This is a genomic window from Bacillus sp. CGMCC 1.16541, from assembly GCF_003184905.1.
In the GTDB taxonomy this organism is placed as follows: Bacteria; Bacillota; Bacilli; order Bacillales; family Bacillaceae_H; genus Priestia.
In genome coordinates, this window is record NZ_QFRU01000026.1 from 39,591 (window position 1) to 66,222 (window position 26,632).

Below are 26,632 nucleotides of genomic sequence, written 5' to 3' on the forward strand. Positions count from 1 at the left end.
TCGATTTATTTCTGCTGTTTTTTACGCAAATCAAACCCTAAATCAATTATACCTAAGATTCGTACGAATTGAAGGACAATTGGAATAATAGATAGGACAACGACCATAATTGCAATGGCTTTTGAATATCCTTTTTGACGACAAAAATAAAAAATAAATGAGTATCCTTGGATTAAAATTAACGTTTGTAACACCATTAATAAATTCACAACGGCAATAAATAAAAATGAACCAGTCTGCAAATCAAAGAACGACAAAATGAGTACAAGTAAATAGTACCAAAGGATGCTCTTAGGAAGTTTCAACTCGTGAAACGGAGGAAACTTTTCCACTTTGTACTGTAACCTTTTTAAAATAGGTGTCGCAATTAACTGAGTGAAAAAGGCAAACACAAATGACATCATCACAATAATAGATGGAAACATATACTTAATAATATCCACCGCTTGTTCTAACTGTTGTACTTGCTGTTCGTTTGCAGTCTGCCCCATCATTTCTAATGTATTTTTAGACATCTCCATTGATTCATTTAATGTTTGCTCCATTAGTTGCATTAAATCAATTTTAAACAGGACATTTACTACTACATATAGTAGTAATAAGTTAATGCTGAATGCAACTGTTCCACCTAAAAGAGTGACATATCGGTTTTTTTGTTGACTGTACAAATACCCCATGAACACACCACTTACACCAAAAGCAAAAACAGTAGGTAATGCGACAACACGTCCAAATAAGAGACCCAAAAGAAGGGATACAATAAAGAAAACAACCGACTTTTTCACGCCATGGCGGACAGTAAAAATGATAAACGGTACAGCTAAACTTAACATGAAAAGCTGACCAATGATCGGTATGTATAAAGAAAAGAGAAGCAACCCAACTAAAATGGCTAAAAGCATTGCTCCTTCGGTAATAAATCGTGTTCCTTTCACAACTCCACCTCATATGTTATAAGCTATTTCTTATTTTATCGGTTCGTTGCGTGATAATCAAATGTTTGCCAAGGAAATAATAATGTAAAAAAGACAGTAAGGATGTCCTTACTGTCTCTTATATATCTAAATTATTATTCGCCAGAAACGTATGGTAATAACGCCATTTGACGAGCACGTTTGATTGCGATCGTTAATTTGCGTTGGTACTTAGCGTTTGTACCTGTCACACGACGAGGTAAAATTTTACCACGCTCAGAAACGAACTTTTTAAGTAAATCTACATCTTTGTAATCGATGTGCGTAATGCCGTTAGCTGTGAAGAAACACACTTTACGACGCTTCGCACGTCCACCTTTGCGACCTGCCATCTAAATACGCCTCCTTCCTTTTTGTAGAATGTTATATTCCATGCTTATACTCTACAGATACATGCTTAAAACGGTAAGTCATCATCTGAAATGTCAATAGGTTGGCCATCATTTGCAAATGGATCATCATCGACGCGAGTATAACCTTTATTGCCTGAGTTACGGTTCTGATTATCACCAAATGGAGAACCTTGTCCAGAGCCACCTGAACCTTGACCTTGTGCAGCAAAGTTATTTCTTTGCATGTCACTGCCTCCGCCAGACTTCGGCTCTAAGAACTGTACGCTTTCCGCTAAAATCTCTGTAACATAGACACGACGACCGTCTTGTCCTTCAAAGTTACGAGTTTGTACGCGACCATCTACGCCAGCTAAACTACCTTTTTTCAAAAAGTTTGCTACGTTTTCAGCAGGACGACGCCATACTACGCAGTTAATGAAATCTGCTTCGCGTTCACCTTGCTGATTTGTAAACGAGCGGTTTACAGCTAATGTGAAAGTTGCGACAGCTACTCCATTTGGTGTATAACGTAATTCAGGATCTTTTGTTAAGCGCCCTACTAGAATTACGCGATTCATCATCAGAACCACTCCTTAAGGATTTAGAAACTGTTTATTTAAACGATTAATTATTCTGCTTCTTTAACAACGATATGACGGATGATGTCTTCGCTGATTTTAGCAAGACGATCAAATTCTAAGATAGCTTCGTTACCAGATGCTACATTAAGAATCATGTAGTAACCGTCGCGGAAATCGTTGATTTCATAAGCTAAACGGCGTTTACCCCATTCTTTTACGTTTGAGATTTCTGCCCCATTTTCAGTTAAAACGCCATTAAAACGCTCAACTAAAGCTTTTTTTGCTTCGTCATCAATGTTTGGACGGATGATATACATAACTTCGTATTTTTTCATCACTGTCACCTCCTTTTGGTCTAACGGCCCTCTGAGGGCAAGGAGCAATAAAATATCACTCACAAATTCAGATTATAGCACAACAAAAACATGAAAGCAATATCCTCTTAAAAATTGAATTAATTCATCCTCCTCATCACCTTGCTTCCATATCTTCATGCTCATCTGTGTAGGAATATCATGCTAAAAGAACATATGTTTGTATAGTGAAACATGTTGTGATTGTATTCAACCACCTTAGAACATGTCAATACTTTCCTAAACAACACAACCCCCCCGGTAAACCGTTCAACATAAGGCCACCAGAGGGGTTCATTTTTACTTATTTATCATTTCATGAACAGATTAAACGTTAAATCTAAAGTGCATAACATCGCCGTCTTTTACGATGTATTCTTTTCCTTCAAGTCTTACTTTCCCTGCTTCACGAGCTGCTCCCATCGAACCATTTGTAAGAAGGTCTTCGTAAGCCACCGTTTCAGCACGGATAAATCCACGCTCAAAGTCAGTATGAATGATTCCTGCACATTCAGGAGCTTTCATTCCTTTTTTGAACGTCCATGCGCGAACTTCTTGCTCACCAGCTGTGAAATAAGTTGCTAACCCAAGAAGGTTATAAGAAGCCTTGATTAATTGATCTAAACCTGATTCTTGAATGCCTAGCTCTTCTAAAAACATTTCTTTTTCTTCGCCTTCAAGTTCAGCAATTTCAGATTCAATTTTTGCACATACAACAATTACTTCTGCACCTTCTTTTGCCGCATACTCACGAACTAAGGCAACATATTCGTTGTTAGACGCATCCGCTACTTCATCTTCTCCTACGTTTGCTACGTAAAGAATTGGTTTAATCGTTAACAAGTGCAATTGTTTCACAATACGCATTTGCTCATCTGTAAATGAAACCGCACGAGCCGGTTGATCGCTTTCAAACGCATCTTTTAGCTTCACTAAAATTTCATGCTCATACATTGCATCTTTATCTTTTTGCTTTGCCATTTTTTCTACACGGCTAAGACGCTTATCAACTGTTTCTAAGTCAGCTAAAATTAACTCTAAGTTAATCGTTTCGATATCTGAAATTGGATCTACTTTACCTGACACATGTGTAATGTTTTCATCAACAAAACAACGTACTACTTGGCAGATCGCATCTACTTCACGGATATGAGATAAGAATTTATTTCCTAACCCTTCACCTTTACTTGCACCTTTTACAATTCCTGCAATATCTGTAAATTCAAACGCAGTTGGAATTGTCTTTTTCGGTTTTACTAATTCTGTTAATTGTTGCAGACGCTCATCTGGAACCTCAACAATCCCTACGTTTGGATCAATGGTACAGAAAGGATAGTTCGCTGATTCTGCACCTGCTTGTGTAATTGCATTAAATAACGTTGATTTTCCAACATTCGGAAGACCAACAATTCCCGCTGTTAAAGCCATATCTATTTCACTCCTCTTTGATTATCCGAAAACAAGTTAACCTTTCACAATTATAGTGAGTCAAAATTAAAAAGACAAGCACTATTCACTTACGCACAATGGAGGAAACGCTTGCCTCGTTACTCCTCAAACAGAAAAAACATGAGGTTATTCCTCATGTTTCACCAACACTTTCTTCATTTTGCGTGCAAAATCACGTCGTGGAATTAAGACGCTATGGCCGCACCCTTCACATTTAATTCGAATGTCCATTCCCATACGAATAATTTTCCAACGGTTTTCACCACAAGGATGGGCTTTTTTCATTTCTACGACATCTAATAAGCCAAATTCTTTCTCAATCATTGTCCTACCCCTCACTTACGATTACTCATTCATTCTTGTCTGTTTAGAGCTCATTTCTTCTGTACGATTATACATAACCATTCGTGGAAATGGAATCTCAATGCCATGTTCATTTAATCGCATACGAATGTCTTTTCGTAGCATTCTTGAAATAAAGAAATGACGCATCGGCTTAACTTCACTAATGACTCGAATGACTAATTCAGATGGTCCGAGTGTTTGGACCCCTAGAATCTCTGGTGCTTTGACCATATCTTCATACTTAGATGGTAATTCTTCTAGAAGATCTGAGATAACTTTCTCCGCTTTTTGAATATCTTCTTCATATGAAATACTCACATCAACAAACGCAACACTGTTATGAATCGAAAAGTTCGTGACCTCAATAATACTTCCGTTCGGTAAAATATTGAGCTCTCCTGTCCAACTTTTAATTTTTGTCGTTCGTAATCCAATTTCTTCAACAGTTCCTTCAAATGCTCCAATACGCACGTAATCTCCAACAGAAAATTGATCCTCGAAAATAATAAAAAAACCTGTAATGATGTCGCGCACAAGGTTTTGAGCACCAAAACCTACTGCTAAACCAACGATACCAGCTCCCGCTAATAACGCGCTTATGTTGATCGTCATCGCTTCTAAAATCATCACGAGCGCGATAAAGTAAACCGCATACGTAAAGACATTTTGTACGAGCTTCATTAACGTTGCTTCTCGACGCTCTGAAATACGAAGAGGACTTTTCGTTCTTGCTTCAAAAATCTTATTTAGCATGACTTTTCCAACTCGGATAATAAGAGCTGCAATTAACAAGATGAAAAAGATTTTAATAATCGACGTTCCAATTTGTTGCCACGTGTTTTCATTAAAGATTGATTTAACTATTTTACTGATCTCTTTTTCTAACGATTGTATCATTCTTTGTTCCTACCTTATGTTGTAAATATGTGATGACTTTTATTTTAGCAATTTTTCTTTATAGTTTGTAGCGATTTAGGATCGGATATAACAAGATAGCCGTTAATAAATATAAATTTAACAATCCATAAATCGGATATAGAATTGAAATCAGTGTTGAGAACCCAAAGGTTGTAAAAGGAATCATCAATAAAAGTAGAAAAGCAGCTAAAAGCCATAGAGGTTTCTTTGTGTACGCTTTAAATCTTGTCGTTAAACCGAGAACGCCAGATACAGCCGTCGTGTAAATAGCGATAAGCAATAGAATCGTCATAAAAACAAGCATCGCGTATGGAAAATGTTTCAAAATTGCAAACAGTGGAATTTCATATAAAGGGAGAGAATCCGCTACTTGCATGAGTGATTCATTATATATAAACGAAATTACCCCCAAAATGACTCCACTCCCAATACTTGCAATCCCAATCTCTGCTTGATGTTTAATTTGCTTGCCTACTGCCGATAAAACAGCAACTAGGGGTAAGATATTAAGAGCGGTAAACGTAAATGCTGCAGGCCAATTCGCTTGAGATGTCCACTCCAAAGCCCAAGGTCGATCATTATCAAACATGAAAACGAGTAGCACACTGATTAATCCAACAATCAAAATAGGGATAATCACCGCATTCATCGTGATCATACCATCTAATCCTTTTAAAAACACTAAAATAACAAACAATGAAAACAGAATAATGCCAATCCAATAAGGAATGTGGAACGTTTCTAGTGTCGCGCCTCCACCTGCTAACATCACAACAGTTGTCGTAAACAAATATAAAATAATGAGTACGTCATAGATATAACTCCACTTTTTCCCGATTAAGACTTGTAACACCGGTAGAAAATGCTCTGTTTGATGTTTATAACTAATGGTCATCACTGTATAGCAGCAAACCGAAAAGATAATGGTAAATAGAATAATAGCCAGTACACTTTCTTCCCCAAAAAATTGCCATAGCTCTCGACCTGATGCATAACCTGCTCCAATCATTGTTCCCATAATTAAAAACATCCACTTACATCCAGCCTTCCACATTCACTCTCCCCCAAACTTTCCAATCTATGTATAGATTTCTATAAATCTTCGTATACTGTTACTACTATGTAAAAGGAGTGGGCACTATGAACGTAAAATCCTCCTTCTTTGAGAGGAATCGAGATCCAATTCGTGTTCCCCATGATGAACGAGAAGCTTCACTTGTTTTAAAAGATCATTTACTTTCCCTTCTACCTTCTTCTCTAGATAAACAAATTGTCGTTGTATGCATCGGAACTGATCGCCTAACTGGGGATTCATTAGGTCCACTAGTTGGCACAAAGTTAAAAGAAAAAGGATTGTCCTCTTTTCATATATATGGGACATTAGAAGAACCTATTCATGCTGTTAATTTGAAAGAAACGTTAAAAGAGATTTATAAAGTTCACCATAATCCATTTGTTATCGGAATTGATGCATGTCTTGGAAAAATGAAAAGTGTAGGCATGGTGACAATGGGTGGAGGACCTGTTAAGCCAGGTGCTGGGGTAAATAAAGATTTACCACCTGTAGGAAATATGTACATCACGGGCATTGTGAATGTGAGTGGATTTATGGAGTTTTTTGTGCTTCAAAACACACGTCTATTCCTTGTTATGAAAATGGCTGATTTAATTGCAGAATGCATTTATGAAGCAAGCGAAGATCCTTCAAGAAAGAAGCAAAGTCGCTCTATTTTTTTAAATTTACGCAAATCCACGCAATAAAAAAGATCGTCCTTAAGAAGAGACATTTCTTTAGGACAATCTTTTTACAAATTCTATTTTATGAATTTGGTACCCGCTGAAGTAACTCTAGTAGTCTATTTAAATCTTCAGGTGAAAAGAATTCAATTTCAATCTTTCCTTTTTTCTTTTGTTGCGTAATGTGAACAGATGTACCGAATGTTTCACGTAGTTTTGCTTCACTTTCCTTGAAAAACACATTCTTTTCTAATTTTGGCTTCGTTTCACGTGAAACATGTTCATTTACATGAGAAATATATTCTTCTAATTGGCGAACATTTAATTGCTCTTCAATAACTTTTTGTGCAACTTTCAATATCAACTCTTTTTTCTTTAACCCAAGCAATGCTCGTCCATGTCCCATTGACAGTTTACCATCTGACACAAGTTGTTGAATTGAGTTTGGTAGATTTAATAACCGTAAGTGATTCGCAATGTGAGGGCGACTTTTTCCTAGTCGAACGGCAAGCTGTTCTTGCGTCATATCTAACTTTTGAATAAGGGTTTGATAAGCCAATGCTTCTTCAATCGGTGTTAAATCTTCTCGTTGTAAGTTTTCTAGTAAAGCAAGCTCCATCATTTGTTGTTCAGAGAACTCTCGAATGATGACAGGAACCGTTTCAAGCTGCGCTTCTTTTGCTGCTCGAAATCTTCGTTCACCTGCGACAATTTCGTATCCCTTTATACTTTTACGCACAATAATGGGCTGTAAGATACCATGTTGTAAGATGGATTGTTTTAACTCTAAAATCGCTTCTGGTTGAAACGTTTTACGAGGTTGATAAGGGTTAGGCCTTAACTCATGAAGAGACATTTCTTTAATCGAATCTTCACTTTGTACATCTAATCCAGAAAATAATGCATTAATGCCCTTTCCTAATCCTTTCGCCACTATATATCACTTCCTTTGCAAGTTCCATATAAACTTCGGCTCCTCTAGATCTTGCATCATATAAAATAATCGGTTCACCATGACTAGGTGCTTCACTCAAACGAACATTTCGTGGAATAATAGTTTGATACACGCGATCTTGGAAATACTTCTTCACTTCAGCTGTTACTTGTAACCCTAAATTGGTTCTTGCGTCTAGCATCGTTAATAACACACCTTCAATGCGAAGATGTTGATTTAGATGCTTTTGAACTAAGCGAACGGTATTCAACAGCTGACTTAATCCTTCTAATGCATAATACTCGCATTGAACAGGGATTAAAACAGAGCCTGATGCTGTAAGCGCATTGATTGTTAACAAACCTAGAGAAGGTGGACAATCAATAATAACATAATCATATTGATCTTTCACCGCTTCTAACGCTCTTTTTAAGCGAACTTCCCTTGAGATAGTGGAAACAAGTTCAATCTCTGCACCAGCCAACTGAATGGTTGCAGGAATAATAGAAAGATGATCAACTGCTGTGTAACAAATGACTTCACTTGCATCCATATCTTCTACAATGACATTATAAATACAAGCGTCTACTTCAGCTTTATCAATCCCCACTCCACTTGTTGCATTCCCTTGAGGATCTCCGTCTACAAGTAGCACTTTCTTGCCTTGATGCGCTAAGCATGCTCCTAAGTTTACTGCAGTAGTAGTTTTTCCAACTCCACCTTTTTGATTGGCAATTGCAATAATCTTGCCCACGGTGTCACCTACCCTCATTTGCATAAAATCGATTACTCTACCACCTATTCTATCAGTAAATTATGAATACTTTCACTTTTTTTACAAAAAAACCTCATCATGACAAAAGATGAGGATTATTCACGACACTACTTCTTCGGAATTTTAATGGTAAATTGGTAATAATCATCAAACTCTTCTTCTTCAGAATCAAATGAAATGCCACTATCATTTACCATTGATAGAGATTGACGAATCGTATTCATCGCAATTCGTGCATCTTTACTAAATGCTTTTCGTTTTGCTCGTTTCTTCGCCGTCTGATTCTCTAACAACTTCGCCACACGTTCTTCACTTTGCTTCACATTTAATTGCTTTTCTAAAATCTCATTCAAGACCATTAACTGCTTTTCTGGATCTTTTAATGGAATAAGCGCACGTGCATGTCGTTCTGTAATTAACTTTTTCTTGATTGCTTCTTGTACTTCATTTGGAAGTTTTAACAATCGAAGCTTATTTGCAATCGTTGATTGACCTTTTCCAAGACGTTGCGCTAATGCTTCTTGTGTTAAATTATGTAACTCTATTAATTTGGCATAAGCTATTGCTTCTTCAATAGCCGTCAGCTCTTCACGTTGTAAGTTTTCAATTAAAGCCACAGAAGCGGTCTCTGTATCATTAAAGTGTTTCACAATTGCAGGAATTGTCTCCCAACCGAGCGTCTGTACAGCCCTCCACCGACGTTCCCCAGCAATTAGCTCATAAGATTCTTCATCCATTGGACGCACTACAATGGGTTGAATAATACCATGTGTGTGAATCGTAAGTGCTAATTCCTCAATTTTATTTTCGTTGAACACAGTTCGCGGCTGATAACGGTTTGGAATGATGCTTGAAACCTCTATTTGTTTCACTTCATCTCGTGTCACTTCTTCTTCGTTTTCACTTTTTATTGGCTGTTCAATGTCCATTTCCTCTTGAACTTTGTCTTTTAAGTTAAAAAAACGTGAAAAAGCAGATTTCATCGTGCTACACCACCTTTAGGAAAATCCCACCATAAATTAGTTCTCTACTTCTATTTCTTTTCCTGCTAATTCTTATGAAATTCTAAAAGTAGATAGATGTTTCACATGAAACATCTATCTATTCTTCTTCATTATTCAAGAGGCATTTTCACCGGTGTACCCGGCTTTCTAGGATACTTGTTAGGGGTCTTTTTTACTTTATCTATAAAAATAATATAACGCTCACTTTTTTCTAAAGGCAATTGGAAATGTTCAATTCGGTTCAGTTTTCCACCTAATACTTGCATCGATTTTTCACCTTTTTCTAACTCTTCAGGCGCTGATGCCCCTTTCATTGCAATAAAAAGGCCATTTTCCTTTACAAGTGGTAAACAAAACTCATTTAAAACCGAAATACGTGCAACGGCTCTAGCTGTTACAACGTCGTACGACTCACGAATTGGCTCTTTCTTTCCAAATGTCTCTGCTCGATCATGATAAAGAGACACGTTTTCAAGATTCAATGCATCCACTAAGTTTGATAAAAAGGTGATTCGCTTCTGTAGTGAATCAACGATTGTCACATGAAGATGAGGGAAACAGATTTTCAATGGGATACTCGGAAACCCAGCTCCTGCACCGACATCACAAATCGTTTGAGCGGATGAAAAATCATGAAAAAAAGCAGCTGAAATTGAATCGTAAAAATGTTTTTCAAGCACTTCACTGTATTCTGTAATCGCCGTTAAATTCATTTTCTCATTCCACTCGACAAGCAACTTGTAATACATATCAAATTGTTCAAGTTGTTGAGACGAAAGGGTGATGCCTCTTGCCTCAAGTAATTGTTGAAACTGTTCTTTGTTCATATGTCTTCCCTTTCACATTGAAAATTCGCGATTTTATTCATTTGATACTTTCGCAATACGACCTTGTTCAATATAAACAAGTAAAATCGATACGTCCGCTGGATTCACTCCAGAAATACGTGACGCTTGCGCAACAGTCAATGGACGAACTTCTTTTAACTTTTGTCGAGCCTCTGATGCTAATCCATTGATCGCATCATAATCAATGTTGTCTGGAATTTTTTTATCTTCAAGCTTTTTCAAACGCTCAACTTGTTGTAATGATTTTTGAATATAGCCTTCATATTTTGTTTGAATTTCGACTTGTTCTGCTACATCTGAATCAATGTCTACATCTGCTGGAGCTAACTTATAAATATGTTCATATGTCATTTCCGGACGCTTTAATAAATCGATGGCTTTAATACCATCCTTTAACTCACTGCCGCCTGCTTCTTTAATGACAGCCTGTACATCAGTTGATGGTTTAATTATAAATGCAGCTAAGCGTGCTTTTTCTTCTTCAATTTGCTCTTTCTTCTTTTGGAAACGAGCATAGCGCTCATCGGATACTAGTCCAATCTCTCGTCCGATATCCGTTAAACGTAAATCTGCATTGTCGTGACGAAGTAATAAGCGATACTCCGCTCTTGATGTTAATAAACGATAAGGTTCATTCGTCCCTTTCGTAACTAAATCATCAATTAAGACACCGATGTATGCATCTGAACGGCTAAGAATTAACTCTTCTCGACCTAATGCTCTTCTTGCTGCATTAATTCCAGCCATTAACCCTTGACCTGCCGCTTCTTCATAACCAGACGTTCCGTTAATTTGACCGGCTGTATATAAATTTGTCACTACTTTTGTTTCAAGCGTTGGCCACAGTTGCGTCGGCACAACCGCATCATATTCAATTGCATAACCAGCACGCATCATTTGAACATTTTCAAGACCAGGAATCGTAGATAAAATCTTACGTTGTACTTCTTCTGGTAAGCTTGTTGACAGTCCCTGTACGTAAACTTCTTGTGTGTTACGACCTTCTGGCTCTAAGAAGATTTGATGTCTTGGTTTATCGTTAAAGCGAACGACTTTATCTTCAATCGATGGACAATAACGCGGACCTGTTCCTTTAATCATGCCAGAATACATTGGTGATAAATGTAGGTTATCATCAATAATTTGATGTGTTTTTTCACTTGTATATGTTAACCAACACGGTAACTGATCTGTGATATACTTAGTTGTTTCATACGAAAACGCTCGTGGTACATCATCACCAGGCTGAATTTCTGTTTTGCTGTAATCAATCGTTTGACTATTTACACGAGGGGGTGTTCCCGTTTTAAAACGAACCAAATCAAACCCAAGCTCTTCTAAATGCTCTGATAATGAAATCGAAGGCTGTTGATTATTTGGACCACTTGAATATTTAAGTTGTCCAAGGATGATTTCACCACGCAAGAATGTACCTGTCGTAATCACGACTGTTTTCGCGTTATACGTTGCACCTGTTTGTGTGATAACGCCTTTACACTCGCCATCTTCCACAATTAAGCGCTCGACCATTCCTTGTAGCAAAGTTAAGTTTTTTTCGTTTTCTAATGTTTTCTTTAGTTCATGTTGATAAAGAAATTTGTCAGCTTGTGCACGTAACGCTCGAACCGCTGGACCCTTCCCTGTATTCAACATTCTCATTTGAATATGCGTTTTATCGATGTTTTTACCCATCTCTCCGCCTAGGGCATCAATTTCACGTACAACAATCCCTTTAGCTGGACCACCAACAGACGGATTACATGGCATAAACGCAACCATATCTAAGTTAATTGTAATGGCTAATGTTTTCGCACCCATGCGAGCAGAAGCAAGAGCTGCTTCACACCCTGCATGTCCAGCACCAATTACAATTACATCATAATCTCCACCATGATAATGCATATGTGTACCTCCTTTTATTATTTTCCTAAACAAAATTGAGAGAACAATTGATCAATTAAGCTTTCATGAACAGACTCTCCGATTACTTCTCCTAGTAACTCCCACGTTCTTGTTAAATCAATTTGAACAATATCAATTGGGATGCCACTTTCAATTCCTGAAATAGCTTCATCAATGGAACCTTGAGCTTGTGTTAAAAGTGCAATGTGTCTTGTATTTGAAACATACGTTAAATCTTGTGACTCAACAGAACCTTCAAAGAACAATGAAGCGATTGCCTCTTCTAATTGATCAATTCCTTCTTCACGCAATAAAGAAGTTGTCACAACAGAATGTCCTTCTGCTAGTTCGTGTACTCGTTCCAAATCGATTTTTTGTGATAAATCCGTCTTATTTACAATCACAATGTAATCCATGCCTTTGACCGCTTCAAATAGACGCTCATCTTCTTCTGTTAAATCCTCATGGAAATTTAAGACGAGTAAAATTAAATCTGCTTCTTTTAAGTATTGACGTGAACGCTCTACACCGATTCGCTCGACGATATCTTCCGTTTCACGAATACCAGCCGTATCAACTAATCGTAAAGGTACACCTCTTACATTCACATACTCCTCGATCACATCTCGAGTGGTACCAGGAATGTCAGTCACAATTGCTTTTGTATCTTGTACTAAGCTATTTAAAAGTGATGATTTCCCTACGTTTGGACGACCCACAATGACCGTTGCTAGTCCTTCTCGTAAGATTTTTCCTTGCTGAGATGTTTGAAGCAACTTCGCAATTTCATTTCGTACTTTCGTTGCTTTTTCAATTAAAATAGAATGAGTCATCTCTTCTACATCGTCATACTCAGGATAATCGATGTTTACTTCTACATGAGCCAATGTTTCTAAAATTTCTTGGCGAAGTTTACGAATCAAGTTTGACAAACGACCTTCCATTTGATTAATCGCCACGTTCATCGCTTTATCCGTTTTCGCACGAATTAAATCCATCACTGCTTCTGCTTGAGACAAATCAATTCGACCGTTTAAAAATGCTCTTTTTGTAAATTCACCTGGTTCTGCTAAACGAGCACCGTTTGCTAACACGAGCTGCAAGACACGGTTCACGGAAACAATCCCACCATGGCAATTAATTTCAACGATATCTTCTCTTGTAAACGTTCTAGGCCCTTTCATAACGGACATCATTACTTCTTCAACAGTGTCACCTGTTTTCGGATCAACAATATGACCATAATGAATGGTGTGAGAAGGAACTTCTAATAAATCTTTCTTACCGGGACTCTTAAAAATTGCATTGGCAATCTTAAACGCTTCATCTCCACTTAAGCGAACAATAGCAATTGCACCCTCTCCCATCGGGGTCGAGATGGCCGCAATTGTATCAAAATCTAACATTAGCCTTCACCTCATTTCCTTTCTATTTCTCTTTCTTATCTATTTCAACACGACTTTCTTATTACTATCGTTTACAGTTTTTCAAAATCGAAAACATTTAACACTGAAATAAAGCACAATAACACCAAATAAATAGGATACCATATTTTTATAAAATTCAACATCAATAACTTCTCAAAAATTATTCACAGTCCGTCTAGTTATAACAGTCTTATTTTAACTTATCCACATGTGAATAACAATTATCACTTCACGCTTCTTTCATACCAATTCCTGTCGTCTTTTTTACTCATTGTCCGCACTCTCTTTACATCGTTTCATGTGTTAACGGTTTTGATCTATCAAAAAAAGCCCTCGTTTCAACGAGGACTTTTTGGTTCAATAACAACACTTCGATTTGGTTCTCGTCCTGTTGAAGACGAGCGAACAGAAGAGTGATGAGCTAAGATATGGTGAATGACTTTTCTTTCATAGGAAGGCATTGGCTCTAAATGAACCGCCTTATGTGTTTTTGTTGCATGTTTCGCCATCTTTAATGCAAGGTTTTCCAAAATCTCTTTTCTTTTTTCTCGATAGCCTTCAGGATTTAGCATAATTGTTATATAATGTGAGCTATATCGATTCGCTACGATTTGCGTAAGAACTTGTAGAGCATTGAGTGTTTGTCCTCTTTTTCCAATTAAAACCCCAATTTCTTTACCGCGAATTTTAAATTCGTACTCTCTTGCACGCTGGATGACTTCAATTTCGATTTCTACATTCATTTCTTTACTAACACTTTTTAGAAACATTTCAGCTTCTTCGATTGGGTCTTGTAACACTTCAATTCTTACAACAGCTGGCTTGGATTTAAAGATGCCAAGAAACCCTTTCTTTCCTACATCAAGTACTTCAATTTTCACTTTATCTTTTGAAACGCCTAGTTGAGCTAAACCATATTTGACTGCTTCATCGACTGTTTGACCAGTAGCAGTTAGTTGGTTCACTTTTTCGCTCCCCCTAGTTCATGTTTTTTCTGACTCAAATCGGGACCTTTAATAAAGTAAGTTTGAGCAATCATAAACAAGTTCCCTACTACCCAGTATAAAGATAAAGCTGCTGGGAAATTAATGGCGAAAATAACAATCATAATTGGCATAATCCAAAGCATCATTGCCATTTGTGGATTTTGTGTTGCAGATCCAGCCATCATCATTTTTTGTTGAATAAATGTTGTGATACCTGCGATAATTGGTAAAGCGAAATATGGATCTCTTGTTCCTAGATCAAACCACAAGAATGTATGATTTGCAATTTCTTCGGTACGTGTAATGGCATGGAAGAAACCGATTAAAATTGGCATTTGAACTAAAATTGGTAAACAACCAGATAACGGGTTCACATTATGTGTTTGAAACAACTGCATCGTTTCTTGCTGAAGCTTTTGCTGCGTTTTAGCATCTTTTGAGCTATATTTTTCTCTTAACTTTTGCATTTCAGGCTGTAACGCTTGCATCGCTTTTGTATTTTGCATTTGTTTTACCATTAAAGGTAGAATTAATAAGCGAATTAAAATCGTTACAACAATGATTGATAATCCATAGTCTCCAAAGAGGTTAGCAAAATACGTAATTAGCCATGATAATGGGTATACAACATACTCATTCCAAAACCCTTTACTCTCTGATGTAATAGGCTGATTGATCTCTGTACATCCAGCTAAAACTGTTAATGATAAGATAAGAACGAGCCCGAATAGTAGCTTTTTCCTCAATCTCTATATCCTCCTTTTATTCATTCATCCCTCTTGCAGAGGTTGTCCAAGTACATTATATAAGGATTAAACTAAAAAAACACCTCTATGTGTTAATCAAATACTTCTCTTATTTATGTACTTTATTTAACACTCTAGCTTTATTTAAGACATGTTGCAAACTCTTTTTTACCTCATCATAATTCATTGTTGCCGCAGGTTGTCTTGCAATAATTACGTAATCTTTCGGTTGCCGTAAAAATGGGCTCAGTTCGAAGACTGTTTGTCTAAGCAATCGTTTCACTCGGTTACGTACTACAGCGTTTCCAATTTTCTTTCCTACCGACAAACCTACACGAAAATGTAGCTGATCCGGTTTATCTAATACGTAGACAACGAATTGTCTATTTGCAACTGACTTCCCCTTTTTAAACACTTGTTGAAATTCTTCATTTTTTTTAATTCGATAACTTTTTTTCATTTTCACAGCTCCTGTTCAATTCCAGGTCATCGCAATCTTCTTTATTCCTTGTCAAAAAAGAGGTAATTTATGACATGAAATCGAAAAAAAAGACCACTGACGTCTCAGTGGCCTATTATGCAGATAATACTTTTCTTCCTTTACGACGACGACGTGCTAAAACTTTACGTCCGTTTGCTGAGCTCATGCGAGCACGGAAACCATGTACTTTGCTACGCTTACGTTTATTTGGTTGATAAGTTCTTTTCATCTATTAACACCTCCCTGAGGAATATCTGAAAAAGACAGTCCTAATAATTATAGAGAACCGCTTGGTAATCTGTCAATGTTATTTGTAAAAAAAGCTGTTTTATTTCTATTTCACAACATTATAATCCTATCTTCTTTTTGAATACTTGTCCATACCTATCTTACTTTTTTTAAAAGGTCGTTTTCTTGAACTTTGTTGCACTTGAACAAGTCATAACGTATCACTAAATTGTACTCTAGGCTCCCCTTTTCCATTAAGGATGTGGTGCGTCTTTTTACAATTTAATCCCTTACTCTTTGACCAACCTTCGCCTGTTGTTATTCAAAAGCTCGACTAAAAAACGCTGTGAAGAACCTTTTATCTGTTCATTATAAGTTTACAGGAAGATGTTGATTTACAGTCTAGGATACTTGCTTTCTGTAGAGCATCTGGTATACTTCCTCATCAAAAAGCTCCTGGGGAATCTCATCTATTATGTTGCTTCTACTAGAATCTTGCACGTTCCACTTCAATCATCCTTGACAAATAATTGGGTGAGAAACGACTTTACACATAACAACCTTTCAGAAACAAGCCTTCTCTTAAAATAAATGAGATCAAAACATTTATCGTCTCCTATCTAGTTTCACCCTTGTTCACTTCGTTATACACTTCCTATTTTTCAGTGAATCTGTCTGCTTCAAAAAAAGCATAAAAAGAATCACATTTATTCATTTTCTTGATCCAATGCTATTGTGGATAAGTTTTTTCGACATTTTTCAGTTATCAAAATGTTTATCGACAAATCATACACATCATCTAGTATTGTGGAAAACTATGTTCCACAACCTGTAGTTCTTGTGGATAAGTTTTGAAATTCCATTGCAACTATTGATTTTATTTGATATTATATTTTTGTTTTCACTCTTAACAACTTTTCCACATAATATTCTTATCCACAAATGTGGATAACTTGTGGACATTGAATTCACTGTAGAGGATAACAATTATCCACAAGTTGTGGAATGTGTCGAATAGTCGACTATCTTCTATAATATATATTTGACACCATAAATGCAATTGTATAAATATTGATTTTTCATGCATACCGATGTATATATCGTTGTACATGTTTTGTACAACTCAATAAAATGAATGCAAAGGAGGGGTATTTTGGAGAATATACATGACTTATGGAATCGAGCACTAGGAGAAATTGAGAAGAAATTAAGTAAACCTAGTTTTGAAACATGGTTAAAATCCACAAAAGCACATGCTTTGCAAGGCGATGCTTTAATTATTACGGCTCCTAATGACTTTGCTAGGGATTGGCTTGAATCACGTTATTCTAACCTGATTGCTGAAACTTTATACGACTTAACTGGCGAAGAGCTAGATGTAAAATTTATTATCCCTCAAAATCAGACAGAAGAAGATTTTGATATACAGCCGCAAAAGAAAAAAGTATCCAAAGAAGAGCCCGCTGAGTTACCACAAAGTATGCTGAATTCAAAATACACATTTGACACGTTTGTGATTGGCTCAGGTAATCGCTTTGCACACGCCGCTTCTCTAGCAGTGGCTGAAGCACCAGCTAAAGCTTATAATCCATTGTTTATTTACGGAGGGGTTGGATTAGGTAAAACCCATCTTATGCATGCGATTGGGCACTATGTATTAGATCATAATCCATCTGCGAAGGTTGTTTATCTTTCATCAGAAAAATTTACAAATGAGTTTATTAATTCAATTCGTGATAACAAAGCAGTTGAATTTCGAAACAAGTATCGAAACGTAGATGTTTTACTCATAGATGATATTCAATTTTTAGCTGGTAAAGAACAAACACAAGAAGAATTTTTCCATACATTTAATACACTTCATGAAGAAAGTAAGCAAATTATCATTTCAAGTGATCGACCACCAAAAGAAATCCCAACGTTAGAAGATCGCTTACGCTCTCGATTTGAGTGGGGATTAATTACAGATATCACACCTCCAGATCTAGAAACTCGAATTGCGATTTTACGCAAAAAAGCGAAAGCAGATGGGTTAGCGATTCCTAACGAAGTCATGCTGTACATTGCAAATCAAATTGATTCGAATATTCGTGAGCTAGAAGGCGCACTTATTCGCGTTGTAGCTTACTCATCTTTAATTAATAAAGATATTAATGCAGATCTAGCAGCAGAAGCATTAAAAGATATTATTCCAAGCTCGAAGCCCAAAATCATTACGATTCAAAATATCCAGCAAGTTGTTGGACAACATTTTAATATCAAATTAGATGACTTTAAAGCGAAGAAAAGAACAAAATCAGTTGCCTTTCCACGCCAAATTGCCATGTATTTATCGCGTGAATTAACAGATTCATCTTTACCGAAAATTGGTGAGGAATTTGGTGGGCGAGATCACACAACAGTCATTCATGCTCATGAAAAAATTTCAAAGTTAGTTCAAAGTGATGCTCAATTACAAAAGCAAATAAAAGAGATTAGTGATTCTCTCAAGTTTTAAACTCTTTTGCTTCTTGTTTTTTGTGTATAAATGCGATAGGATTGTACACAGTCTGTCCACATGTGGATAGGCTGTGTTATCATTTTCAAAGGGCTTATCCACATTTCCACAGGCCCTATTACTACTACTACTTTAAAAAATAATAATTAATAATAGACTTCGCTTCTAAATCCACTTCTCTATAAGGAGGAATTTCCATGAAATTTATTATTCAAAAAGATTATTTAGTTCAAAGTGTCCAAGATGTCATGAAAGCTGTGTCTTCTCGCACAACGATTCCTATCCTGACTGGTATTAAACTTGTTGTGAATGAAGAAGGCGTGACATTAACAGGAAGTGATTCTGATATTTCAATTGAGTCGTTCATTCCAAATGAAGATGAAGGCAAAGAGATTGTAGAGATTATTAAAACAGGAAGTGTTGTTCTACCAGCTCGTTTCTTCAGTGAAATCGTTAAAAAGTTGCCAAAAGAAACAGTAGAAGTAGAAGTTCAAAATCACTTTTCAACAATTATCCGTTCTGGAAAAGCTGAGTTTAATTTGAATGGATTAGATGCTGAGGAATACCCACACTTACCACAGATCGAAGAAGAAAACGTATTTAAGATTCCTAACGATCTATTAAAGAATATGATTCGACAAACTGTCTTTGCGGTGTCCACCTCAGAAACACGCCCTATATTGACAGGTGTAAACTGGAGAGTTGACGGTAAAGAACTAACGTGTGTCGCAACAGACAGTCATCGATTAGCTTCAAGGAAAGCAACTATTCAATCAGAAAATGATAGTTCATACAATGTTGTAATCCCAGGTAAAAGCTTAAGTGAATTTAGCAAAATATTAGATGACTCCAACGAGTTAGTAGACATTGTCATTACAGAGAATCAAGTTTTATTTAAAACGAAGCATCTTTTATTCTTTTCTCGCTTATTAGATGGGAATTACCCAGATACATCACGCTTAATTCCGAATGAAAGTAAAACAGATGTGATTCTGAATGTAAAAGAGTTTTTACAATCCATAGACCGTGCATCTTTATTAGCACGAGAAGGACGTAATAACGTAGTCAAATTATCAACACTACCTGATGGAGTCATTGAGATATCTTCAAACTCCCCTGAGATTGGGAAAGTAATTGAGGAAGTACAGAGTGAATCCATTGAAGGAGAAGAACTGAAGATCTCTTTTAGTGCAAAATATATGTTAGATGCATTGAAAGCTTTAGAAGGATCAACCATTAAAATTAATTTTACTGGAGCAATGCGACCATTTGTTATTAAGACAGTCGAAGATGATTCTATGCTTCAGCTTATTCTGCCAGTACGAACATATTAAAAAATTAGGAGCTGATTTTATAATGTCAGGCGAAACTCCATGATGATGGAGTAAGCTAGAGCGTTATGAGTCGGCTTCTTTTCTTGTTGAGGATTATTTAGTAAAATAGAGGAATGGATTCTATTTGAAAATGAACGGAGTGTGTATATGACAAAAATTAAGATTTCAACGGAGATCATTACATTAGGACAATTCCTGAAGTTAGCAGATATCATTCAAACAGGCGGCATGGTGAAATGGTTCTTAAGTGAACATGAAGTCTATGTGAATGGAGAATTAGAAGACAGACGAGGTCGGAAGTTAAGAGCGAACGATACGGTGGAAGTACCAGGTGTTGGCTCATTTATTGTAATTTCTTAAAGTTGGTGAACTTTTTTGCATATTAAAGAGCTTTCGTTAGTTAATTATCGTAATTACAGTAAAACGACTGTAGAGTTCGAAAATAAAGTAAATGTCATTTTAGGTGAGAATGCACAAGGAAAGACTAATGTCATGGAATCGATATTTGTTTTATCTATGGCTAAGTCTCACCGTACATCAAATGACAAAGAATTAATTCGCTGGGACCAAGAGTATGCCAAAATCACAGGGATTGTTGAAAAGCATAACGGGCCTGTCACCTTAGATTTAATTATTTCAACTAAAGGTAAGAAAGCAAAGTTCAATCACCTAGAGCAGCGAAAGTTAAGTCAATACGTTGGCTCAATTAACACTGTGATGTTCGCTCCAGAAGACTTAAATCTAGTTAAGGGTAGCCCTCAAGTTAGACGACGATTCATTGATATGGAAATAGGGCAAGTTTCTCCTGTTTATATGCATGACTTAGGTAAATATCAGAAGATTTTACAGCAACGCAATCAGTATTTGAAGCAGTTGCAAACACGAAAACAATCTGATTTATCTTTACTAGACATTTTAACGAGTCAGTTAGTTGAAATGGCAGCTCGTATCCTGAAAAAGCGATTTGAGTTCTTGCACTTACTTCAAGAGTGGGCAGAACCCATCCATAAGGGGATTAGTAGAGGCCTTGAAACGTTAAGAATTGAATATAAGAATTCAATTGATGTATCAGACAAGAAAGATTTGTCGAAAATGATAGAAGCATATTATGAAAAATTTGATAAAATAAGAAGTAGAGAAATTGATAGGGGAACCACGTTAGTGGGACCTCACCGTGATGACTTAGCGTTTTATGTGAATGAAAAAGATGTTCAAACATTCGGTTCACAAGGTCAACAGCGTACAACAGCTTTGTCGTTAAAGTTAGCGGAAATTGAGTTGATTCATGCTGAAATCGGTGAGTATCCTGTTCTTCTATTAGACGATGTTCTATCTGAATTAGATGATTTTCGACAGTCTCACTTGCTTAATACAATCGAAGGTAAGGTTCAAACGTTCGTAACAACCACAAGTATCGATGGAATTCATCATGAAACGTTACAGAGAGCAGCCACATATGAGGTCGTATCTGGAAAGATTGAAAAAGTAAAATGAGGTGAGATATTGCTCATCGATATAGGAGAAGGCACAATTATTCAAAAGTGTGATATGATTTTTATTCTAGATAAGCAAGTTTATCAATCGTCATCCATATACAATCAGCATGATATAAAACTTAATGATATACTTAAACAAGCAAAGTCAGTTGTCATTACAAGCAATGGTGTTCATTACTCTGCTTTGGCTCCTCAGACGATTAAAAGGAGAGCATATGGCTTTTAATATTTAATAGTCAGTCACATCGGGATAATAGTTCACTGCTAATAAAAAGTGTAGGTGATACGTTTGACAATGGAACAGAAAGAATTAAAAGCACAATCTTACGAAGCTGATCAGATTCAGGTGTTAGAAGGTCTAGAAGCTGTTCGAAAACGCCCAGGTATGTATATTGGGTCTACGAGTGCCAAAGGACTTCATCACCTTGTGTGGGAAATTGTAGATAATAGTATCGATGAAGCATTGGCTGGATACTGTGATGAAATTAAAGTGCAAATTGAGGAAGATGATAGTATTACAGTGACTGATAATGGACGTGGTATTCCAGTCGGTATCCATGAGAAGATGGGACGTCCTGCCGTTGAAGTTATTCTTACTGTTCTTCATGCCGGTGGTAAATTCGGTGGTGGAGGTTATAAAGTATCAGGCGGTCTTCATGGTGTAGGTGCTTCTGTTGTTAATGCACTTTCTACTTCCTTAGAAGTCTATGTTCATCGTGACGGTAGCATTCATTATCAGAAGTATGAAAGAGGAGTGCCGGCTGAAGACTTAAAGGTGATTGGTGAAACAGATAAAACAGGTACGATTATTAATTTCAAACCAGATGGTGAGATCTTTACTGAAACATTAGAATATGACTTTGATACGTTAGCAAATCGTCTAAGAGAATTAGCGTTTTTAAATCGAGGCATTAAAATTATCATTGAAGATAAACGTAAAGAGCAAGAACAAACGAAAGAGTATCACTATGAAGGTGGGATTAAGTCTTACGTTGAGCATCTTAACCGTTCAAAGGAAGTCGTTCACGAAGAACCGATTTATATCGAAGGTAACCGTGATAACATTTCCATTGAAGTAGCAATTCAATACAATGCAAGTTTTACAAGTAACTTGTACTCATTTGCGAACAACATCCACACGTATGAAGGTGGAACGCATGAAGCTGGATTTAAAACAGCGTTAACAAGAGTGATTAACGATTATGCACGAAAGCATAACGTGTTTAAAGATAACGATGCAAATTTAACAGGGGAAGATGTACGTGAAGGCTTGACAGCTATCATTTCTGTTAAACATCCAGATCCTCAATTTGAAGGACAAACAAAAACAAAGCTAGGAAATAGTGAAGCGAGAACTATCACAGACTCGGTATTCTCTGAACACTTTGAAACATTCCTGCTTGAAAATCCTGTCGTGGCAAGGAAAGTGATTGAAAAAGGTGTAATGGCTGCAAGAGCCCGAATGGCAGCTAAAAAAGCACGTGAACTTACACGAAGAAAAAGTGCACTAGAAATCTCAAATCTACCAGGTAAACTAGCAGATTGCTCATCTAAAGATCCTTCTATTAGTGAATTATATGTAGTAGAGGGAGATTCAGCGGGTGGATCAGCGAAACAAGGACGCGATCGTCATTTCCAAGCGATTTTACCTTTACGAGGGAAAATCATTAATGTTGAGAAAGCTCGTTTAGATAAAATCCTTTCAAATAATGAAGTTCGTGCCATTATTACGGCGCTAGGTACAGGTATTGGAGAAGATTTTGATATTGCAAAAGCTCGCTATCATAAAGTCGTCATTATGACAGACGCAGACGTAGATGGTGCGCACATTCGTACACTGTTATTGACGTTCTTCTATCGTTATATGAGACAAATCATTGAGCATGGTTATATTTACATTGCTCAACCACCGCTTTATAAAGTAACACAAGGTAAACGAATCGAGTATGCGTATAACGATAAACAGCTTGAGGAATTACTCAAAACGTTCTCAGAAGGAGTAAAACCAGGATTGCAACGTTATAAAGGTTTAGGGGAAATGAATCCCGAACAATTATGGGAAACAACAATGGATCCTGAAACACGCACATTGCTTCAAGTTAATTTACAAGATGCTATTGAAGCGGATGAAACATTTGAAATTTTAATGGGTGATAAAGTAGAACCTAGACGTAATTTCATTGAAGAAAATGCAAAATATGTGAAAAACTTAGATATTTAGTTAAAGAGTGAGTGGCTTATAAGTGCTTGTTCTTCTTCAATTCTTATACTAACTAGTACTTATTACTTGTACCTTTATGGAGTATTGTATTGAGAGAACGAGCACTTTTCTTTTAGGTTCATCACCTTTACATATAGGATTTATTATCTTGAACTTCGCGAAGGAGGTTCTTATCGATGTCAGATAAACCAAACTCTCAAATAAAAGAGATTAATATTAGTCAAGAAATGAAATCATCCTTTTTAGATTACGCGATGAGTGTAATCGTATCTCGTGCATTACCTGATGTACGAGATGGCTTAAAGCCTGTACATCGTCGTATTTTATATGCAATGAATGATTTAGGAATGACAGCAGAAAAAGCTTATAAGAAGTCAGCTCGTATCGTAGGGGAAGTTATTGGTAAGTATCACCCACATGGTGATTCAGCTGTATACGATACAATGGTGCGTATGGCTCAAGATTTTAGCTACCGTTACATGTTAGTAGATGGTCATGGTAACTTTGGTTCCGTTGATGGTGATGCAGCAGCAGCAATGCGTTATACAGAAGCAAGAATGTCTAAAGTGTCTATGGAGCTACTACGAGATATTAATAAAGACACGATTGATTACCAAGATAACTACGATGGGTCAGAACGTGAACCAATTGTTCTTCCTTCTAGGTTTCCTAACTTATTAGTGAACGGTTCAGCAGGAATTGCGGTAGGTATGGCTACAAATATCCCTCCTCATCAACTAGGAGAGGTAATTGATGGCGTGTTAGCGGTGAGTAGAGATCCAGAGATTACAATTCCAGAATTAATGGAAATTATCCCTGGACCTGATTTTCCAACTGCAGGACAGATTTTAGGTAGAAGCGGTATTCGAAAAGCGTATGAGACAGGAAGAGGTTCTATTACATTACGTGCTAAAGTAGAAATTGAAGAACGTAGTAATGGAAAAGAAGCAATTATTGTTCATGAATTACCTTACCAAGTAAATAAAGCAAAATTAATTGAGAAGATTGCTGAGTTAGTTCGCGATAAGAAAATTGAAGGTATTACAGATCTACGTGATGAATCAGATCGCTCTGGTATGAGGGTCGTGATTGAAGTAAGAAAAGATGCAAATGCGAACGTGTTACTAAATAACCTCTATAAGCAGACAGCTCTACAAACAAGTTTTGGTATTAACATGCTAGCCTTAGTAGAAGGGCAACCGAAAGTACTGAATCTAAAACAATGTTTAAAATACTATTTAGATCACCAGATTGTTGTTATTCGTAGACGTACACAATATGAGTTGCGAAAAGCAGAAGCGAGAGCACATATCTTAGAAGGATTACGTATTGCACTTGATCATCTAGATGAAGTAATTAGTCTTATTCGAGCATCTCAAACAACTGAGATTGCGAGAAATGGATTAATGACACAATTCTCTTTATCTGAAAAGCAAGCTCAAGCAATTTTAGATATGCGTTTACAACGTTTAACAGGTTTAGAGCGTGAAAAGATTGAAGAAGAATACCAATCGTTAGTTGCACTTATTGCTGACTTAAAAGCAATTTTAGCAGATGAAGAAAGAGTCTTAGAAATCATCCGCACAGAGTTAGAAGAAGTAAAAGAAAAGTTTAATGATGGCCGTCGTACAGAAATTATGACAGGTGGAGCGGAAATTATTGAGGATGAGGATCTCATTCCGCGTCAAAACATCGTGATTACTCTTACACACAATGGTTATATCAAGAGATTACCTGTATCCACCTACCGAAGCCAAAAACGTGGTGGTAGAGGAATACAAGGTATGAATATGAATGAAAATGACTTTGTAGAGCATCTTCTAACTACCTCAACGCATGATACAATTCTCTTCTTTACGAACAAAGGAAAAGTGTATCGAGCAAAAGGATACGAGATCCCAGAATACAGTCGTACAGCTAAAGGAATTCCAATTATCAACTTATTAGAAGTCGATAAAGGAGAATGGATCAATGCGATTATTCCAGTAGAAGCTTTCACAGATGATAGCTTTTTATTCTTTACGACAAAACAGGGGATTTCGAAACGTACACCTCTTTCATCTTTTGAAAATATTCGTACAAGTGGTTTGATTGCATTAAACTTAAGAGAAGAAGACGAGTTAATTTCAGTTAAGCTTACAGATGGTAAAAGAGATGTTGTAATGGGGACGAAAAACGGTCTCTTAATCCGATTCACTGAAGACAACGTAAGATCAATGGGACGAACAGCGACTGGCGTTAAAGGAATTACCTTAGATTCAGATGATGAAGTAATTGGAATGGAAATTGTAGAAGAAGATGCTGATATTCTAATTGTAACGAAAAATGGTTACGGTAAGCGAACACCGATCGATGACTACCGTATTCAATCTCGTGGTGGTAAAGGATTAAGAACGTGTAACGTAACAGATAAGAATGGTCCAGTAATTTCGTTGAAATCTGTCACACTTGGAGAAGACATCATGCTTATAACTGTAAGCGGAGTACTAATTCGTGTATCAGTGACAGATATCTCTCAAATGGGACGCAATACGCAAGGAGTTAAATTAATTCGATTAGGTGATAATGAATTTGTTTCAACAGTTGCGAAAGTCCAACTCTCAGATGATGAACCTGAAGATGAGGAAGTAGAAGGAATAGAAGGCGAAGATATAGAAGAATAAATAATGCCTAGAATAAAATTGATTTGAGACAAAAAGGGAGAAAATCATCTCTATTCGGCTCAGATCACGACATCCCTTGCCGACAAAATCCAGTAGTATATTGGAGAGATAAGCAAGGGATGTTGCATGTAAATCTCTTTTTTAAGAGTTAGTTACGTATGTCCTATTTTTGTTTTAGCTTTTTTATGAAAAAAGCTTGCATATCCTTATAAAAGCTGTTATTATTTTAAAAGTCATCAACAAACGCTTTTGAAAACGAAATTACATATTTTATTTCATTAAAAAAGTTGTTGACATAGCTAAATGAAAAATGATATTATAAAGAAGTCGCTTCGGCGGCACAAGAGTTCTTTGAAAACTGAACAAAGCGACAAACGTCAACGTTAATTAAGTTTTAAACT

Annotated in this window: 26 protein-coding genes; 8 read left to right on the plus strand and 18 right to left on the minus strand. The window is 36.6% G+C overall.

The window, feature by feature from the left end; all coding sequences use genetic code 11:
* Nucleotides 1-5: 5 nt before the first annotated feature.
* From DIS06_RS17385 to DIS06_RS17420, 8 genes are all read right to left on the minus strand, one after another.
* Nucleotides 6-935, minus strand: a complete 930-nt coding sequence (locus tag DIS06_RS17385; RefSeq protein WP_110114499.1) for a YybS family protein — start codon at nt 933-935, stop codon at nt 6-8.
* 134 nt (nt 936-1,069) lie between these two features.
* Nucleotides 1,070-1,306, minus strand: coding sequence for a 30S ribosomal protein S18 (rpsR, locus tag DIS06_RS17390; RefSeq protein ID WP_110114500.1), 237 nt, complete (start codon nt 1,304-1,306; stop codon nt 1,070-1,072).
* Nucleotides 1,307-1,371: 65 nt separating this feature from the next.
* A complete protein-coding gene (gene ssb / locus DIS06_RS17395; protein ID WP_110114501.1) occupies nt 1,372-1,887 on the minus strand; it encodes a single-stranded DNA-binding protein in 516 nt (171 codons plus the stop codon).
* 47 nt (nt 1,888-1,934) lie between these two features.
* On the minus strand, nt 1,935-2,222 hold the full coding sequence (gene rpsF, locus DIS06_RS17400) for a 30S ribosomal protein S6 (protein ID WP_110114502.1): 288 nt from the start codon (nt 2,220-2,222) through the stop codon (nt 1,935-1,937).
* A gap of 345 nt (nt 2,223-2,567) precedes the next feature.
* A complete protein-coding gene (ychF, locus tag DIS06_RS17405; RefSeq protein ID WP_110114503.1) occupies nt 2,568-3,668 on the minus strand; it encodes a redox-regulated ATPase YchF in 1,101 nt (366 codons plus the stop codon).
* 147 nt (nt 3,669-3,815) lie between these two features.
* Nucleotides 3,816-4,013, minus strand: coding sequence for a DUF951 domain-containing protein (locus tag DIS06_RS17410; protein ID WP_110114504.1), 198 nt, complete (start codon nt 4,011-4,013; stop codon nt 3,816-3,818).
* Nucleotides 4,014-4,034: 21 nt separating this feature from the next.
* The gene (locus tag DIS06_RS17415) at nt 4,035-4,931 is read right to left on the minus strand and encodes a mechanosensitive ion channel family protein (protein WP_110114505.1); all 897 of its coding nucleotides are present in this window, start codon (nt 4,929-4,931) and stop codon (nt 4,035-4,037) included.
* Between the two features lie 58 nt (nt 4,932-4,989).
* Entirely contained in the window at nt 4,990-6,006 is a 1,017-nt protein-coding gene (locus DIS06_RS17420) for a YkvI family membrane protein (RefSeq protein ID WP_110114506.1), read from the minus strand.
* A gap of 86 nt (nt 6,007-6,092) precedes the next feature.
* Here DIS06_RS17420 and yyaC point away from each other — a divergent pair, with 86 nt between their 5' ends.
* Nucleotides 6,093-6,713, plus strand: a complete 621-nt coding sequence (gene yyaC, locus DIS06_RS17425) for a spore protease YyaC (RefSeq protein WP_110114507.1) — start codon at nt 6,093-6,095, stop codon at nt 6,711-6,713.
* Between the two features lie 58 nt (nt 6,714-6,771).
* Here the strand turns inward: yyaC and DIS06_RS17430 are convergent, their stop codons facing one another.
* From DIS06_RS17430 to rpmH, 10 genes are all read right to left on the minus strand, one after another.
* On the minus strand, nt 6,772-7,623 hold the full coding sequence (locus tag DIS06_RS17430) for a ParB/RepB/Spo0J family partition protein (protein ID WP_110114508.1): 852 nt from the start codon (nt 7,621-7,623) through the stop codon (nt 6,772-6,774).
* The gene (locus tag DIS06_RS17435; protein ID WP_110114528.1) at nt 7,595-8,377 is read right to left on the minus strand and encodes a ParA family protein; all 783 of its coding nucleotides are present in this window, start codon (nt 8,375-8,377) and stop codon (nt 7,595-7,597) included. The genes DIS06_RS17430 and DIS06_RS17435 overlap by 29 nt, the downstream gene beginning before the upstream one ends.
* Before the next feature lie 128 nt (nt 8,378-8,505).
* Nucleotides 8,506-9,381 (minus strand): nucleoid occlusion protein, encoded by an 876-nt coding sequence (gene noc / locus DIS06_RS17440; RefSeq protein WP_110114509.1) that lies wholly within the window; start codon nt 9,379-9,381, stop codon nt 8,506-8,508.
* Between the two features lie 131 nt (nt 9,382-9,512).
* A complete protein-coding gene (gene rsmG / locus DIS06_RS17445; protein WP_110114510.1) occupies nt 9,513-10,229 on the minus strand; it encodes a 16S rRNA (guanine(527)-N(7))-methyltransferase RsmG in 717 nt (238 codons plus the stop codon).
* 33 nt (nt 10,230-10,262) lie between these two features.
* The gene (gene mnmG, locus DIS06_RS17450; protein WP_110114511.1) at nt 10,263-12,152 is read right to left on the minus strand and encodes a tRNA uridine-5-carboxymethylaminomethyl(34) synthesis enzyme MnmG; all 1,890 of its coding nucleotides are present in this window, start codon (nt 12,150-12,152) and stop codon (nt 10,263-10,265) included.
* Between the two features lie 17 nt (nt 12,153-12,169).
* Complete coding sequence (gene mnmE / locus DIS06_RS17455; RefSeq protein ID WP_110114512.1) at nt 12,170-13,558, minus strand: tRNA uridine-5-carboxymethylaminomethyl(34) synthesis GTPase MnmE; 1,389 nt, start codon at nt 13,556-13,558, stop codon at nt 12,170-12,172.
* A gap of 359 nt (nt 13,559-13,917) precedes the next feature.
* Nucleotides 13,918-14,544, minus strand: a complete 627-nt coding sequence (gene jag / locus DIS06_RS17460; RefSeq protein WP_110114513.1) for an RNA-binding cell elongation regulator Jag/EloR — start codon at nt 14,542-14,544, stop codon at nt 13,918-13,920.
* A complete protein-coding gene (gene spoIIIJ, locus DIS06_RS17465; RefSeq protein WP_110114514.1) occupies nt 14,541-15,311 on the minus strand; it encodes a YidC family membrane integrase SpoIIIJ in 771 nt (256 codons plus the stop codon). The genes jag and spoIIIJ overlap by 4 nt, the downstream gene beginning before the upstream one ends.
* A 109-nt stretch (nt 15,312-15,420) precedes the next feature.
* Nucleotides 15,421-15,771 carry a ribonuclease P protein component gene (rnpA, locus tag DIS06_RS17470; protein WP_110114515.1) on the minus strand — a complete coding sequence of 117 codons (351 nt, stop codon included), beginning with the start codon at nt 15,769-15,771 and terminating at the stop codon, nt 15,421-15,423.
* Nucleotides 15,772-15,886: 115 nt separating this feature from the next.
* Entirely contained in the window at nt 15,887-16,021 is a 135-nt protein-coding gene (gene rpmH, locus DIS06_RS17475) for a 50S ribosomal protein L34 (protein WP_110114516.1), read from the minus strand.
* A gap of 1,152 nt (nt 16,022-17,173) precedes the next feature.
* Here rpmH and dnaA point away from each other — a divergent pair.
* From dnaA to gyrA, 7 genes are all read left to right on the plus strand, one after another.
* Complete coding sequence (dnaA, locus tag DIS06_RS17480) at nt 17,174-18,517, plus strand: chromosomal replication initiator protein DnaA (protein ID WP_110114517.1); 1,344 nt, start codon at nt 17,174-17,176, stop codon at nt 18,515-18,517.
* Between the two features lie 197 nt (nt 18,518-18,714).
* Complete coding sequence (gene dnaN / locus DIS06_RS17485; RefSeq protein ID WP_110114518.1) at nt 18,715-19,851, plus strand: DNA polymerase III subunit beta; 1,137 nt, start codon at nt 18,715-18,717, stop codon at nt 19,849-19,851.
* 147 nt (nt 19,852-19,998) lie between these two features.
* A complete protein-coding gene (yaaA, locus tag DIS06_RS17490) occupies nt 19,999-20,211 on the plus strand; it encodes a S4 domain-containing protein YaaA (RefSeq protein ID WP_110114519.1) in 213 nt (70 codons plus the stop codon).
* Nucleotides 20,212-20,226: 15 nt separating this feature from the next.
* Nucleotides 20,227-21,345 carry a DNA replication/repair protein RecF gene (recF, locus tag DIS06_RS17495; RefSeq protein ID WP_110114520.1) on the plus strand — a complete coding sequence of 373 codons (1,119 nt, stop codon included), beginning with the start codon at nt 20,227-20,229 and terminating at the stop codon, nt 21,343-21,345.
* 9 nt (nt 21,346-21,354) lie between these two features.
* Entirely contained in the window at nt 21,355-21,573 is a 219-nt protein-coding gene (gene remB, locus DIS06_RS17500) for an extracellular matrix regulator RemB (RefSeq protein WP_110114521.1), read from the plus strand.
* 69 nt (nt 21,574-21,642) lie between these two features.
* Nucleotides 21,643-23,568: a DNA topoisomerase (ATP-hydrolyzing) subunit B gene (gene gyrB, locus DIS06_RS17505; RefSeq protein ID WP_110114522.1), complete on the plus strand. Its 1,926-nt coding sequence runs from the start codon at nt 21,643-21,645 to the stop codon at nt 23,566-23,568.
* Nucleotides 23,569-23,744: 176 nt separating this feature from the next.
* Entirely contained in the window at nt 23,745-26,231 is a 2,487-nt protein-coding gene (gyrA, locus tag DIS06_RS17510; RefSeq protein WP_110114523.1) for a DNA gyrase subunit A, read from the plus strand.
* Nucleotides 26,232-26,632: the final 401 nt, after the last annotated feature.

Coding starts and splice junctions, on each gene's coding strand:
- ssb (WP_110114501.1), bottom strand. CDS start 1,887: ATGATGAATCGCGTAATTCTAGTAGGGCGCTTAACAAAAGATCCTGAA.
- rpmH (WP_110114516.1), bottom strand. CDS start 16,021: ATGAAAAGAACTTATCAACCAAATAAACGTAAGCGTAGCAAAGTACAT.
- DIS06_RS17415 (WP_110114505.1), bottom strand. CDS start 4,931: ATGATACAATCGTTAGAAAAAGAGATCAGTAAAATAGTTAAATCAATC.
- rpsF (WP_110114502.1), bottom strand. CDS start 2,222: ATGAAAAAATACGAAGTTATGTATATCATCCGTCCAAACATTGATGAC.
- dnaN (WP_110114518.1), top strand. CDS start 18,715: ATGAAATTTATTATTCAAAAAGATTATTTAGTTCAAAGTGTCCAAGAT.
- ychF (WP_110114503.1), bottom strand. CDS start 3,668: ATGGCTTTAACAGCGGGAATTGTTGGTCTTCCGAATGTTGGAAAATCA.
- gyrB (WP_110114522.1), top strand. CDS start 21,643: ATGGAACAGAAAGAATTAAAAGCACAATCTTACGAAGCTGATCAGATT.
- rnpA (WP_110114515.1), bottom strand. CDS start 15,771: ATGAAAAAAAGTTATCGAATTAAAAAAAATGAAGAATTTCAACAAGTG.
- yyaC (WP_110114507.1), top strand. CDS start 6,093: ATGAACGTAAAATCCTCCTTCTTTGAGAGGAATCGAGATCCAATTCGT.
- rsmG (WP_110114510.1), bottom strand. CDS start 10,229: ATGAACAAAGAACAGTTTCAACAATTACTTGAGGCAAGAGGCATCACC.
- DIS06_RS17410 (WP_110114504.1), bottom strand. CDS start 4,013: ATGATTGAGAAAGAATTTGGCTTATTAGATGTCGTAGAAATGAAAAAA.
- mnmG (WP_110114511.1), bottom strand. CDS start 12,152: ATGCATTATCATGGTGGAGATTATGATGTAATTGTAATTGGTGCTGGA.
- yaaA (WP_110114519.1), top strand. CDS start 19,999: ATGACAAAAATTAAGATTTCAACGGAGATCATTACATTAGGACAATTC.
- noc (WP_110114509.1), bottom strand. CDS start 9,381: ATGAAATCTGCTTTTTCACGTTTTTTTAACTTAAAAGACAAAGTTCAA.
- gyrA (WP_110114523.1), top strand. CDS start 23,745: ATGTCAGATAAACCAAACTCTCAAATAAAAGAGATTAATATTAGTCAA.
- rpsR (WP_110114500.1), bottom strand. CDS start 1,306: ATGGCAGGTCGCAAAGGTGGACGTGCGAAGCGTCGTAAAGTGTGTTTC.
- DIS06_RS17420 (WP_110114506.1), bottom strand. CDS start 6,006: ATGTGGAAGGCTGGATGTAAGTGGATGTTTTTAATTATGGGAACAATG.
- mnmE (WP_110114512.1), bottom strand. CDS start 13,558: ATGTTAGATTTTGATACAATTGCGGCCATCTCGACCCCGATGGGAGAG.